Source organism: Marinobacter sediminum (assembly GCF_023657445.1).
GTDB lineage: Bacteria > Pseudomonadota > Gammaproteobacteria > Pseudomonadales > Oleiphilaceae > Marinobacter > Marinobacter sediminum_A.
Map to the genome: position 1 here is coordinate 1,788,736 of NZ_JAGTWY010000001.1, position 14,658 is coordinate 1,803,393.

General features: G+C 54.8%; 8 protein-coding genes and 2 rRNA genes. 8 read left to right on the forward strand and 2 right to left on the reverse strand.

Features of this window, described 5'->3' with window-relative positions:
• The first annotated feature begins 46 nt into the window (after positions 1-46).
• The 8 genes from KFJ24_RS08550 to KFJ24_RS08585 all read left to right on the forward strand — a co-directional run bounded on the left by KFJ24_RS08550 (position 47) and on the right by KFJ24_RS08585 (position 11,447).
• Positions 47-1,963 (forward strand): putative nucleotidyltransferase substrate binding domain-containing protein, encoded by a 1,917-nt coding sequence (locus tag KFJ24_RS08550; RefSeq protein ID WP_250830646.1) that lies wholly within the window; start codon positions 47-49, stop codon positions 1,961-1,963.
• 16 nt (positions 1,964-1,979) lie between these two features.
• On the forward strand, positions 1,980-2,687 hold the full coding sequence (locus KFJ24_RS08555) for a 3'-5' exonuclease (protein WP_250830647.1): 708 nt from the start codon (positions 1,980-1,982) through the stop codon (positions 2,685-2,687).
• A 208-nt stretch (positions 2,688-2,895) separates the two neighbouring features.
• Positions 2,896-3,159, forward strand: a complete 264-nt coding sequence (locus KFJ24_RS08560) for a DUF4212 domain-containing protein (RefSeq protein WP_250830648.1) — start codon at positions 2,896-2,898, stop codon at positions 3,157-3,159.
• 6 nt (positions 3,160-3,165) lie between these two features.
• Entirely contained in the window at positions 3,166-4,932 is a 1,767-nt protein-coding gene (locus KFJ24_RS08565) for a sodium:solute symporter family protein (RefSeq protein ID WP_250830649.1), read from the forward strand.
• Positions 4,933-5,024: 92 nt separating this feature from the next.
• Positions 5,025-5,531 carry a hypothetical protein gene (locus KFJ24_RS08570; RefSeq protein WP_250830650.1) on the forward strand — a complete coding sequence of 169 codons (507 nt, stop codon included), beginning with the start codon at positions 5,025-5,027 and terminating at the stop codon, positions 5,529-5,531.
• Between the two features lie 44 nt (positions 5,532-5,575).
• The gene (locus tag KFJ24_RS08575; RefSeq protein ID WP_250830651.1) at positions 5,576-9,094 is read left to right on the forward strand and encodes a hybrid sensor histidine kinase/response regulator; all 3,519 of its coding nucleotides are present in this window, start codon (positions 5,576-5,578) and stop codon (positions 9,092-9,094) included.
• Positions 9,091-10,734 carry a tetratricopeptide repeat-containing response regulator gene (locus KFJ24_RS08580; protein WP_250830652.1) on the forward strand — a complete coding sequence of 548 codons (1,644 nt, stop codon included), beginning with the start codon at positions 9,091-9,093 and terminating at the stop codon, positions 10,732-10,734. The genes KFJ24_RS08575 and KFJ24_RS08580 overlap by 4 nt, the downstream gene beginning before the upstream one ends.
• Positions 10,731-11,447, forward strand: coding sequence for a sensor histidine kinase (locus KFJ24_RS08585; protein ID WP_250830653.1), 717 nt, complete (start codon positions 10,731-10,733; stop codon positions 11,445-11,447). The genes KFJ24_RS08580 and KFJ24_RS08585 overlap by 4 nt, the downstream gene beginning before the upstream one ends.
• An 80-nt stretch (positions 11,448-11,527) precedes the next feature.
• Here the strand turns inward: KFJ24_RS08585 and rrf are convergent.
• Both rrf and KFJ24_RS08595 read right to left on the reverse strand, forming a co-directional pair.
• Positions 11,528-11,642, reverse strand: a 5S ribosomal RNA gene (gene rrf / locus KFJ24_RS08590).
• Positions 11,643-11,733: 91 nt separating this feature from the next.
• Positions 11,734-14,628 (reverse strand): 23S ribosomal RNA (locus KFJ24_RS08595).
• Positions 14,629-14,658 lie beyond the last annotated feature (30 nt).

The following is a 14,658-nucleotide window of genomic DNA, read 5'->3' on the forward strand; positions in this document are numbered from 1 at the left end:
ACTACACTGCAGTCGGACAACAATAACAAAGGAATGGATCTGGACCATGGCAGCAGCGAATCAGGACAGCACCCGCCCGCAAAACACCCGCGCAATTATGACATTTCTACGGGAGCACGCGCCGTTTTCCAACATGGACGACGCCCATCTCGCCCATTTTGCCGAGCACGCGACGCTGCGATTCTTTGCCGACGGTGACGAGGTTCTGTCCCCTGATGAAGGCGTGGTCAAAAGATTCTACGTTGTAAAGCAGGGACGGATTCGTGGTGAACGTCACAATGAAAAGGAAGACAAACCGGAAACCACGTTTGAAATCAGCCTCGGTGAATGTTTCCCCCTCGCCGCTCTCATCGGTGAACGTCCAACCCGAACGCTACACAGAGCAGCAGGCGATACCTTCTGTCTGAGTATCGAGCAGGACGCCTTTATCACCCTGTTTTCCGAGAGCGAGCCATTCCGGGATTTCTGCCTGCGTGGCGTGAGCAGTTTGCTGGACCAGGTAAACCAGCGAATTCAGTCCAACGCCATGGCATCCATCGGCTCCAGCAATACGCTCGATACACCGCTGGAGCGTTACGCGCTTCGCAACCCGATTGTGTGCTCTCCTGACCTGCCAGTACGAAAGGCGGTGGCGCGAATGCACGATAACAACTGCGGCAGCATCATAATTACCGATGACAACCGGCACCCCACCGGGATATTTACCCTGCGTGACCTGCGCACTATGATTGCCGAGGAAAAGGGGCCACTGGACACACCCATCCAGCAGGTGATGACCAGGGACCCATGCCGCCTCCCCTCTCACGCTGACGCGTTCGAGGCGGCCATGTTGATGGCGGAGCATCACTTTGCGCACCTGTGTGTTGTCGACGATGACGACCGATTGATCGGCGTGGTGTCCGAACGCGATCTGTTCGCTCTGCAGCGGGTAGATCTGGTCAACCTTGCCCGCACCATTGGAACGGCAACTCACCTGCGCACCCTGGTCAGCCTTCGTTCAGATGTATCACGACTGGTCGACGCGATGCTTGCACACGGTGCGGACTCCGGTCAGGTGGTAAAAATCATAACAACACTGAATGACGTGACTGTTCGGCGGGTATTGGAACTTAACATCAAGAAAAACGATCCGGGCATCCCCTTTACCTGGCTGACATTCGGCAGCGAAGGCCGGCAGGAACAAACCCTGTTGACCGATCAGGACAACGGGATTCTGTTCCAGACGCCGGAAGGAATGACGGCCGATCAGGTTCGTGAAAAGCTGCTGCCTTTCGCCCAGACGGTCAACAAGGAACTTGCCGAGTGCGGTTTTACTCTGTGCAAGGGCAACATCATGGCGAGCAACCCCAAACTCTGCCTCAGCGACCGCGAGTGGGACGACTGGTTTATACGATTCATTGACGCATCCACCCCCCAAAATCTCGTTTATTCCTCCATTTTCCTGGATATGAGGTCTATTTTCGGACCTACGGAGTCCCTCAAGGAGCTGCTCGACAAGGTTCTCACCCGAATTCGCAAGAATGCCCTGTTCCAGAAAATGCTCGCCGGTAATGCTTTCCAGCGGAAACCGCCACTTACGATGTTCCGTAACTTTCGCTATGTCAGCGATGGCAAGAAAAACGCACTGGACCTGAAGCGCCAGGGCCTGGCGCCATTTGTTGAGTCGGTCCGTGTTTTTGCCCTTGCTAACGGCGTAGGAGCGGCAAACACCCTTGAGCGCATGGACGAGCTGGCCCGCAAAGGCGTCTTTGATTCAAAGGATGCAAATGCATGGAAGGAGGCTTACAGCCTGATCCAGGCAATCCGGATGCGTTCCCATCAGGAAATGCTGAACCGCGGGGAGGAGTTGACCAACTACATAGATCCGGACGACCTGAACCCGCTCGACAGGCGGATCCTGCGGGAATCCTTCCGTCAGGCACAACGGCTGCAACAAAAACTGGAAGTCACCTACCAACTCTGAAGACCGGACCTGAACCATGCTGGAGCAAATCAAACAATGGATAGAACAGCGACGGGGCGGAAAAGTTGGCAGCCACGATCCCGACAATCTTCCACACCCCAAAACCCCGGGGGATCAGCTGCTGACGGAGTGTCGACTGATCGTGCTGGATCTTGAAACCACCGGGCTCAACCCTTCCAAAGACGAGGTCATCGCCATTGGTGCAGTTGCAATCTCCGGAGGCGTTATTCACCTTGACGACCAGTTTGATCTCGTCCTCAGGCGTCCAGACCTCGACATCAGCCAGACTGTACTGATTCATGGAATCGGCCCCGAGGCACTGACCCAGGGGCACGAAACAGAAGATGCCCTGCTTTATCTGCTGGAATGGATGAACGGAGATCCCGTACTGGCCTACCACTCCGACTTTGACCAGAAGTTTTTGGAAAAGACGCTCCGAAGCCAGTTGGGCTACTCACAACAGCATATCTGGATGGATGTTGCCGACCTGCTGCCTGCCTTTTTCCCCGACGCGAAAACCGGCGGAAAAGGACTGGACAACTGGGCTGACTTCTTTGGTCTGGAGGTCAGTGCGCGCCATCACGCGGCGGCGGATGCAATGGCGACCGCTGAGCTTACCCTGGTAGCTCTGAACAGGGCTCGAAAGGAAAGGGTAAAAACACTTCGGGAACTCAGCGACAAGCTTCGTTATCACCGGCGCCTGCAAAACATGCATCGATTTTGACGGAAATCACAAATGGAGACCCGGGATGACCGGAAACAGCGGCAAATTACTGAGAATTAGACCTTTTGCCAATATCCATAAATCGCTTGACAGGTAAAGTCGGACAGGACAACACGTCGGAATAACTATATGAATAATAATTTTTCTATCCGAAAAAACACATATAAAACCCACCCAACCTCCACAACAACAAAACAGGAGTGAACCTATGTCAGGTCATAGCTACGACGCTGAAAACTACTGGAAGGCGAATCTGCGCCTGATAGTCGGGAGCCTGGTCATCTGGGCCCTCGTTTCCTATGGTTTTGCCATTCTGCTTCGCCCGATGCTTGCCGGCATTCCGGTCGGGGGTACTGATCTGGGCTTCTGGTTCGCCCAGCAGGGCTCCATCCTTACGTTCATCGCCCTGATTTTTCACTATGCATGGCGCATGAATAAGATCGACGAAAAATTCGGCGTGCACGAGGAGTAAGAACGAATGAGCCAATTTGCAATTAACCTCATCTTCGTAGGGGCCTCTTTCCTCCTCTACATCGGTATTGCTGTCTGGGCGAAAGCCGGCAGTACCAAGGACTTCTACGTTGCCGGCGGCGGCGTTCACCCGATCACCAACGGTATGGCGATCGGTGCAGACTGGATGTCAGCGGCATCTTTCATCTCCATGGCGGGCCTGATTGCCGCTGGTGGTTATGCCAACTCCACCTTCCTGATGGGTTGGACCGGTGGCTACGTGCTTCTGGCGATGCTGCTGGCTCCGTACCTGCGGAAGTTCGGCAAGTTCACCGTCCCGGAGTTCATCGGCGACCGTTTCTACAGCAGGAACGCCCGTCTGGTGGCCGTTGTCTGCCTGATCGTAGCGTCTATAACCTACGTAATCGGCCAGATGGCAGGCGCCGGTGTGGCCTTCTCACGCTTCCTCGAAGTTGACTCCACCATGGGTCTGATCATTGCTGCGGTTGTGGTCTTCATCTACTCCGTACTTGGCGGCATGAAAGGCATCACCTACACCCAGGTAGCCCAGTATTGCGTCCTGATCGTCGCCTACACCATTCCGGCGGTATTCATTTCCTTCCAACTGACAGGCAATCCTGTTCCTGGCCTCGGCCTGTTCTCCACCCACGTGGATTCTGGCCTACCACTGCTCACCAAGCTGAACCAGGTCATCACTGATCTCGGCTTCAACGAGTACACTGCCGATGTGGACAATAAACTGAACATGGTTCTGTTTACCCTGTCCCTGATGATCGGTACCGCGGGTCTGCCGCACGTCATCATTCGCTTCTTCACCGTGCCGAAGGTTGCCGACGCTCGCTGGTCAGCTGGCTGGGCCCTGGTTTTCATCGCCCTGCTGTACCTGACTGCGCCTGCTGTTGCGTCCATGGCTCGACTGAACCTGATGACAACCATCTACCCGGACGGCACTGCTTCTGCGCCGATCCAGTACGATGAGCGTCCAACCTGGGTGAAAGAGTGGGAAGTGACTGGTCTGATTCAGTTCACCGACAAGAACGAAGACGGTCGCATCCAGCTGTACAACGACAGCGAGGCCTTCGCACCACAGGCTGAGGCACGGGGCTGGAAAGGCAACGAGCTGGTCGTTAACCGGGACATCCTGGTACTGGCTAACCCGGAAATCGCCAACCTACCCGGCTGGGTCATCGGTCTGATCGCGGCAGGCGGCCTCGCCGCAGCACTGTCCACAGCGGCTGGTCTGTTGCTGGCGATATCCTCTGCGGTGAGCCATGACTTGATCAAGGGGTCGATCAACCCGAACATTTCGGAGAAAGGCGAGTTGCTGGCAGCCCGTATTTCAATGTCGGTAGCCATCGTCGTTGCCACTTGGCTCGGGGCTAACCCTCCAGGCTTTGCGGCACAGGTCGTTGCACTGGCATTTGGTATTGCCGCGGCCTCCCTGTTCCCGGCGCTGATGATGGGCATCTTCTCCAAACGGGTTAACAACGTCGGTGCGATTGCCGGCATGCTGACCGGTCTGGCCTTCACCCTGGCGTACATTTTCGTGTACAAGGGCTGGCTGTTCATCCCTGGCACCAACAACCTGGCAGACATCCCGGCAAACTGGGTACTGGGTATCTCCCCGCTGTCCATCGGTGCGGTTGGTGCAATCGTCAACTTTGCGGTAGCCTTCGCTGTATCCAACGCAACTGAAGAACCGCCCGTTGAGATTCAGGAGCTGGTTGAAAGCGTCCGTTACCCACGCGGTTCCGGTACGGCTCAAGACCACTAAGCAAAAAACCGACCTGATTCATTGAATTGACAGGTTGTACTGAACGGGCTTCCTCAATGAGGGAGCCCGTTCTTTTTTGAGGAAAGAGATTTATGTTCTGGACGTTTGTCGCCACCGTATTCTGCGGACTTGGAGCTGCCGGTATTGCTCTGGGCATCCGCACTGCCACCCGCAATAAAGCCCCAAAGTGGATAATCCCGGTATTCGCCGGTGCCGGTATGCTCGGTTACCTGATTCACGGTGAGTACACCTGGTACGATCACAAGCAAGCCCAACTGCCCGAGGAGGCAATCGTTGTTGATACCGAGAGGGATGGCATCCTATGGCGCCCCTGGACCTTTGCCTTCCCCTATGTAACCGCGTTCTCCACTGTCGATACAAAAAGCATAAGTTACGATACCGGGAATCCGGACGTGGTACGGTTTACGCTTTATCGGTTTGAACAGAAGGTGGCGGATGCAGTATCCCACCGGATCCATATCCTGAATTGCCAAACCCGGGAACTGGTACCTCTGGGTTCGGACGGTACGCCCCGAGTCGACAATATGAAAACGCTTAACAACGGTGACGCGCTGCTGAATACAGTCTGCACTGGGTAATAAACAGGTAGCAGACCGCCCGGACCAAACGGAAGTGCTCTTATATGATTAGTGCCTGGCTGCTGGTTTTAATATCCATCACCTATATTTCGGTCCTGTTTGTCATCGCCTGGGCCGGTGACAAACATCCCGGACTCTACAAGCGCCGATTGGCGCGCACTCATATTTACGCGCTCTCTCTGGCGGTCTACTTCACCTCCTGGACCTTTTATGGAGCCGTTGGGCGGGCAACCCAGGAAGGGCTGGGCTTTTTACCGATTTATCTGGGGCCGCTACTGGTCTTCCTCTTCGGCGCCCCCCTGCTCCGCCGCATCATTTACATCAGTAAACGAAACAACAGTACCTCCATAGCGGACTTTATTGCCTCCCGTTACGGCAAATCCCAGCTGCTGGCAGCCATGGTTTCGACGTTCGCCCTGATCGGCAGCGTTCCCTACATTGCCCTTCAACTGAAGGCGATCTCCATGGGGTTTAACGTGCTCTCCGAATCCGGCACCGGCTATCAGGAGCTCAGCTCCGCCGCATGGAAGGACTCTGCATGGTACATAACCCTTGCACTCGCAGTGTTCACCGTTCTGTTTGGTACTCGCCACCTGGAGTCCACCGAACACCACCGGGGCATGATTCAGGCTGTTGCCTTTGAATCTCTGATCAAGCTGGTTGCCTTTATAGCGGTCGGGCTGTTTGTGGGTTACGGGCTCTATAGCGGTTTTGGTGACCTGTTAAACCGGGCACGGGATGCCGATCTTATTGGCACCCTCACCACCGACGGCCTGCAAGCACCGGCATTCATTACACAGACTCTTGTGGCCATGCTGGCAATCATCTGCCTGCCGCGACAATTCCATGTCATGGTCGTCGAGAATACCGACCACCGGGACTTCGAGGTTGCCCGGTGGGCAATGCCCATCTACCTGATCGTTGCCAGCGCTTTTGTGCTTCCGATTGCAGCGGCCGGCCTTCTGGCCCCCCAGGGAGTAGACGGTAATCCGGATATCCTCATCCTGCAGCTGCCGATCATGGCCGGTGAGAAATGGCTTGCTATCCTGGCGTTCCTTGGTGGCGGCTCAGCCGCTGCGGCAATGGTTATTGTCTGCTCGGTCGCTATCGCAACCATGGTCAGCAACGAAATCATCATGCCGGCGCTGCTGAAGTTCTTCCGCCCGCGAATGAACCGTCGCACCGATCTCAGCTATCTGTTGTTAAGTATCCGTCGAGTCGCCATCTTCGTGGTGCTTCTCACTGCCTACGGCTTTTACCGGATGGCCGGTGAGGATTACAGCCTGACGGCCTTTGGTCTACTCTCCTTTGCCGCTGCCGCCCAGTTTGGCCCAGCCCTGGTCGGCGGCATTATCTGGCGCAGAGGCAACTATATGGGCGCAGTCTGGGGTCTGGGCCTCGGCTTCCTGATGTGGTGCTACACGCTGCTGCTACCAGCGCTGGCAAGCACCGGCTGGGTCACGGACACCCTTATCAATCAGGGGCTCTGGGGATTGGGCTGGACTCGCCCGACCGCCCTCTTCGGTTCCGATCTGGACCAGATCAGTCATGGCATTATCTGGAGCCTTGGCATCAACACCCTGACCTACATCGTCTTGTCGATGCTGACACGCCAGCGGGTGCGGGAGAAAATCCAGATTGCGTCCTTCTTCCACGACCCACAGCCCCGAGCCGAAACGACACAGCATCAAAGCTGGCAGGGCGAGATTCTGACATCCGACCTGCAGGCACTGGCTGATCGCTTCATGGGCGAGGAACGCTCAGAAACCATTTTCCGTAACTACGAGCGGCGTAACGCTATTCGCCTGCATCCGCATCGGCCTGCGTCAGCACACCTGATGAAGTACATCGAACGCCAGCTCGCGTCCGTGATTGGTGCGTCAACCGCGCGGGTGGTCCTGGAGTCCACGCTGACCGGTCGCGATATGCAGATTGAGGACGTCGTCAGTATTGTCGACGAAGCCTCCCAGGCCATGACCTTCAGCCGGGAGCTACTGCAATCGGCGATCGAGAACATCAGTCTCGGCGTTTCGGTCGTTAACCACCAACAGCAACTGGTGGTCTGGAACCATCGCTATCTTGAGCAGTTCACCTATCCCAAGGGCTTTGTACGTGTCGGCCGTCCGGTAGAGGATCTGATGCGATACAACCTGACCAATGCAAATCTCTCAGCCCGCCGCATCGACGATATCATTGTTGACCGCTGTACCAGCATGCGCGAGGGCAAGCCCATGTCCTATGAACGCCAGAGGCCCGACGGCACGGTTCTCAGGATCGATGGCAGCCCCATCCCTGGCGGAGGCTATGTCACCACGTTCCAGGACATCACGGCCATGCGCCGTACCGAGCAGGCGCTCAAGGAAACCAATATCTACCTGGAACAACGGGTGAAAGAGCGGACCCAGGAGCTGCAGGTCATCAACGAGCAGATGCTCAAGGCCAAATCCGTGGCAGAACAGGCAAACCAGAGCAAAACCCGCTTTCTGGCCTCTGCCAGCCACGATCTGCTGCAGCCGTTAAATGCCGCTCGCCTGTTTACGTCAGCACTGGCCGGCAAAGCCTCAGACGGCGAAATGAAGGACCTGGTAGACCATATCGACAGCTCCCTCGGAGCCGCGGAAGAAATCATCAGTACCTTGCTGGATATATCCAAACTGGATGCCGGCGCTCTGGAGCCGGACATCGGCGTTTTCCCGATTAACGATATCCTTCGCCACCTCGCCACGGATTTCTCCGCTATAGCCAAGGATCAGGGGCTCGATTTACACGTAGTGCCAAGCACCTCGTGGGTACGCTCTGACTCCAAACTGTTACGCCGAGTGGTACAGAATTTCCTCTCCAATGCCATTCGCTATACGCCAAAGGGCAAGATCCTCCTCGGCTGCCGGCGTCTCAAGGGCTATATCCGTATTGAAGTCTGGGATACTGGCCCCGGTATCCCGGAGGATCAGCTCGCCCATATCTTTGAGGAGTTTCGACGCTTCCAGCACGGCAGGGACAAAAAGGGGCTCGGACTGGGCCTGGCCATTGTCGACCGGATCAGTGGCATGCTGAACCATCCCGTCACGGTGCACTCCATCCAGGATCGTGGCAGCGTTTTCGGTATTACCGTACCTGTGGCTGCGCCCGAGCAGAACCAGATCGCCGCTAACAAACCCTCTACCGGTTCACGCCGGGTATCCAGCCTCGGGGGATTACACGTGCTGTGCATTGATAACGACCCGGCCATCCTGCATGGCATGGTCGCCTTACTGGGCAACTGGCAATGTGATGTGACTGCCGCAGAAAGTCTGGACGATGCAATGCAGAAACTGGAAGGCCGCAAGCCCGATATTATGCTGGCTGATTACCAGCTGGATGATAACAAGAACGGTCTGGACGCCATGGACAATATTCGCGCTAACATCAGCAATGATATTCCAGGCATTCTTATTACCGGGTACATGGCTCCCGAGGTTCGCGAAGATGCGGTTGCCAGGGCCTACCACATTCTTTACAAGCCAGTGAAGCCTGCCGCTCTGCGGGCACTGGTCAACAAGCTACTGAAGCAGAAGCGCTCATGACAGAGTCCAGCAACAGACCCACCATCAATCCGTTTGGAAAACTGAGCTACCTGATCATTGATGACTTCGAAAACTTCCGACTCTCAATGCGGCAAATACTCAGGAGTTGTGGGGCGGACAAAATCGAGCTGGTCGGCCATGCTGGCGCGGCTATCCAGCACTGCACCTACAATCATGTCGATGTCGTACTGTGCGATTTCAATCTGGGCGAAGGTAAAAACGGTCAGCATATCCTCGAAGAGCTGCGACACAAAAAGCTGCTCCAGCGCTCATCCCTGTTTCTGATGGTGACAGCAGAAACATCAAAGGAAATGGTCATGGGGGCTCGGGAATATCAGCCGGATGGCTACCTGACCAAGCCCATCAACCGTGCAATGCTGGAAAAACGCCTGAGTAGCCTGATCGACCAACGCAGTGCCTTATTACCGATAAACCGTGAGATAGACCGGGAGAACTATCCCGAAGCAATCTCCCTCTGCCTGCAGGCCCTGCCCAAACAGCCGCGATACAAAACCTGGCTGATGAAAACACTGGGGGACCTCTACTTTCGTCTCGGTGATCTGGCACACGCGATTAAGATCTATGATGAGGTTCTGGCGCAGAGAGAGCTCTCATGGGCGTTGTTGGGGCGCAGCAAGGTTCTTTTGGCCAACCGAAGTTATGATGACGCTGTAGATAGTCTCAAGCAACTGATCGCCAAACACCCGGACTACATGGAAGCGTATGACCTATTGGCTGAGGGGCTGGAGCGCCAGGGCAAGCATACTCAAGCGCAGCGTATCCTTGAGCAGGCAATCGAGCACTCCCCCAATGCCCTGTTGCGCCAAAAACATCTGGCCGAACTGGCCGGGGCGAATCAGGATTTGGACATAGCGTCGAAAGCGTGGCGCCGTACCGTCGACCTGGGCCAACACTCCATACATGACAGTGCCGAGCACCACCTTGCCCTTGGACAAGCCTTGTCCGACCTCAGTGAAGGTGACCTCGAGCCACAAGGGGCTGAACGTGCAAATGAGGCAATCAGTGTACTGACCGAGATGGAAAAGCGCTTCAGGGAATCCCCTGGCACTGGTCTGCGCAGCCGCATAGTTCAATGCCGTGTTCATGCCGGCCAAGGCAGGCAATCAGATGCTCAGACTATTCTGGACTCAATCAGGAACGAACTGGAAGACGACGAATCCATCGACGCCACCATCGGTATTGATTACGCCAAAACACTGTTCAGACTCGGTCATGACGACGAAGCCAGAACACTGCTGGCAAGGCTCGCCGAGCGGTTTGGTACTGACCCTGCCACATTGCAGAAGATTGAGAGTTTGCTCGATGAGCCAGTCGGTTACCGCCAGAAAATTCAGGCACGAACACTCAACAAAGATGGAATCAAGGCTTTTGAATCGGGCAATCTGGCGGCGGCGGCTGATGCCTTCAGCCGCGCACTGAAAATTGTTCCGGACCATGCCTCTTTGAACCTCAACCTTGTTCAGGTTCTGATGAAAGAGTTTGAGGCGGCCCCCACCAATCAACAGCTACTGAGACAATGCCAAACCTGTCTTGATCACCTGTCCGGACTCCCTGAGCAACACCGGCAACATCGGCGCTACCTGGCGTTGCAACGTAAACTGAAAGGACTGACAGCATGACAGACAAACAGGAACCCGGTACCCAGGATCGTCTATCCGATCAGAATATTGATTTTTCAATGGTCCTGGCTTCTGCGGTCCACGACATGAAAAATTCATTGGGCATGCTGTTGAACTCACTGGATGAACTCAGGACAGAACAGGAGAAAACCCTCAGCGAATCGTCGAGATTCAATACCCTCCAGTATGAAGCCGAACGGATGCATAACGATCTCGTTCAACTACTGGGCATATACCGACTCGGTGAGAATAATCTGTCAGCTCACATAGAAGAGCACTTCGTGCCGGACTTTCTGGCGCAGCATCTGGCTCGTCATACCCCGCTCCTTGAAGGGCTCGGAATTGAATACTCCATAGAGGCCGATGAGATTAACGGTTTTTTCGATGAAGACCTGTTGACCGGAGTTCTCAACAACACCATCAACAACGCCATTCGTTACACTCGGCGCAAAATATGCCTGACCGCCGAAGAGCGGGATGGCTATCTGGTACTGGGTGTCGAGGACGACGGTGAAGGGTACCCGGAAAACATGCAACATACCGGCACATTGAGTTTCAAATCACTCGACTTTAATAGTGGCAGCACCAGTCTCGGACTGTTCTTTGCCTCTTCAGTAGCGATGCTTCATAAGGAAGGCGACAGAGCCGGCTTTATCAAACTTCATAATGGCGGAAGCTTCGATGGAGGCGTTTTTGAGATCTGGCTGCCTTGACGACTGGGAAGCTGAATACAAAATATTCAGGCAATAAAAAACCCCAGCTTCGAAGAAGCTGGGGTTTTCAGGTATTAGGAGTCTGACGATGACCTACTCTCACATGGGCAATGCCACACTACCATCGGCGCAGGCCTGTTTCACTTCTGAGTTCGGGATGGGATCAGGTGGTTCCAAGCCGCTATAGTCGTCAGACAAAACGGTTGATCACTGGGGGACGAGATGGAACTGAGTGATGCTGATTTCGTTGGTGCTTTGCGTTATCCGCAATTGTCTTGGGTGTTATATAGTCAAGCCGCACGAGCAATTAGTATCGGTTAGCTCAACGCCTCGCAGCGCTTACACACCCGACCTATCAACGTCCTGGTCTTGAACGGCTCTTCAGGGACCTCGAAGGTCCAGGGAGATCTCATCTTGGAAGGGGCTTCCCGCTTAGATGCTTTCAGCGGTTATCCTATCCGAACATAGCTACCGGGCAATGCGTCTGGCGACACAACCCGAACACCAGCGGTTCGTCCACTCCGGTCCTCTCGTACTAGGAGCAGCTTTCCTCAAATCTCCAACGTCCACGGCAGATAGGGACCGAACTGTCTCACGACGTTCTAAACCCAGCTCGCGTACCACTTTAAATGGCGAACAGCCATACCCTTGGGACCGGCTTCAGCCCCAGGATGTGATGAGCCGACATCGAGGTGCCAAACACCGCCGTCGATGTGAACTCTTGGGCGGTATCAGCCTGTTATCCCCGGAGTACCTTTTATCCGTTGAGCGATGGCCCTTCCATACAGAACCACCGGATCACTATGACCTACTTTCGTACCTGCTCGACGTGTCTGTCTCGCAGTTAAGCGGGCTTGTGCCATTACACTAACCGCATGATGTCCGACCATGCTTAGCCCACCTTTGTGCTCCTCCGTTACGCTTTGGGAGGAGACCGCCCCAGTCAAACTACCCACCACACAGTGTCCTCAACCCCGATAAGGGGTCCAAGTTAGAACCTCAAACATGTCAGGCTGGTATTTCAAGGTTGGCTCCACGATGACTGGCGTCATCGCTTCAAAGCCTCCCAGCTATCCTACACAAACATGCTCAAAGTTCACTGTGAAGCTATAGTAAAGGTTCACGGGGTCTTTCCGTCTAGCCGCGGATACACCGCATCTTCACGGCGATTTCAATTTCACTGAGTCTCGGGTAGAGACAGCGCCCCCATCGTTACGCCATTCGTGCAGGTCGGAACTTACCCGACAAGGAATTTCGCTACCTTAGGACCGTTATAGTTACGGCCGCCGTTTACCGGGGCTTCGATCAAGAGCTTCGCACGAATGCTAACCCCATCAATTAACCTTCCGGCACCGGGCAGGCGTCACACCGTATACGTCCACTTTCGTGTTTGCACAGTGCTGTGTTTTTAATAAACAGTCGCAGGGGCCTGGTATCTTCGACCGGCTTCTGCTCAACCCGCGAGGGGCGTCACATACCACCGGCGTGCCTTCTCCCGAAGTTACGGCACCATTTTGCCTAGTTCCTTTACCCGAGTTCTCTCAAGCGCCTTGGTATTCTCTACCTGACCACCTGTGTCGGTTTGGGGTACGGTCTCGAATAGCCTGAAGCTTAGAAGATTTTCCTGGAAGCAGGGCATCAATAACTTCCCGCCCTAAAAGGGCAGTCGTCGTCGCGTCTCAGAATTGTGGAACCGGATTTACCTAATCCCACTCCCTACACGCTTAAACCGGGACAACCGTCGCCCGGCTTACCTAGCCTTCTCCGTCTCTCCATCGCAGCTATCCAAGGTACGGGAATATTAACCCGTTTCCCATCGACTACACCTTTCGGTCTCGCCTTAGGGGCCGACTCACCCTGCGCCGATTAGCGTTGCGCAGGAACCCTTGGTCTTCCGGCGTGCGGGTTTTTCACCCGCATTGTCGTTACTCATGTCAGCATTCGCACTTCTGATACCTCCAGCATGCTTCTCAACACACCTTCGCAGGCTTACAGAACGCTCCCCTACCCCGCATACAAAGTATGCAGCCGCAGCTTCGGTGACCAGTTTGAGCCCCGTTACATCTTCCGCGCAGGCCGACTCGACTAGTGAGCTATTACGCTTTCTTTAAAGGATGGCTGCTTCTAAGCCAACCTCCTAGCTGTCTGAGCCTTCCCACATCGTTTCCCACTTAACTGGTACTTGGGGACCTTAGCTGGCGGTCTGGGTTGTTTCCCTCTTCACGATGGACGTTAGCACCCACCGTGTGTCTCCCGGATAGTACTCACAGGTATTCGGAGTTTGCATCGGGTTGGTAAGTCGGGATGACCCCCTAGCCGAGACAGTGCTCTACCCCCTGTGGTATTCGTCCGAGGCGCTACCTAAATAGCTTTCGGGGAGAACCAGCTATCTCCGGGCTTGATTAGCCTTTCACTCCGATCCACAAGTCATCCCCTGGCTTTTCAACGACAGTGGGTTCGGTCCTCCAGTTGATGTTACTCAACCTTCAACCTGCTCATGGATAGATCGCCCGGTTTCGGGTCTATGCCCAGCGACTAAATCGCCCTATTCAGACTCGGTTTCCCTACGGCTCCCCTAAACGGTTAACCTCGCCACTGAACATAAGTCGCTGACCCATTATACAAAAGGTACGCCGTCACAGAACAAGTCTGCTCCGACTGCTTGTACGCATACGGTTTCAGGATCTATTTCACTCCCCTCACAGGGGTTCTTTTCGCCTTTCCCTCACGGTACTGGTTCACTATCGGTCAGTCAGGAGTATTTAGCCTTGGAGGATGGTCCCCCCATATTCAAACAGGATATCACGTGTCCCGTTCTACTCGATTTCACTAAACTCAGGTTTCGGATACGGGGCTATCACCCACTATGACGGCACTTTCCAGAGCCTTCTCCTACCAGTTGTTTAGCTTAAGGGCTAATCCCCGTTCGCTCGCCGCTACTTAGGGAATCTCGGTTGATTTCTTTTCCTCGGGGTACTTAGATGTTTCAGTTCCCCCGGTTCGCCCCTTACACCTATGTATTCAGTGCAAGGTACCTGGCCGAAACCAGGTGGGTTTCCCCATTCAGAAATGTCCGGATCACAGCTCGTTTGCCAGCTCCCCGAACCTTATCGCAGGCTTCCACGTCTTTCATCGCCTCTGACTGCCAAGGCATCCACCGTATGCGCTTAGTTGCTTGACTATATAACCCCAAGACAACTGTTCTTCGAAG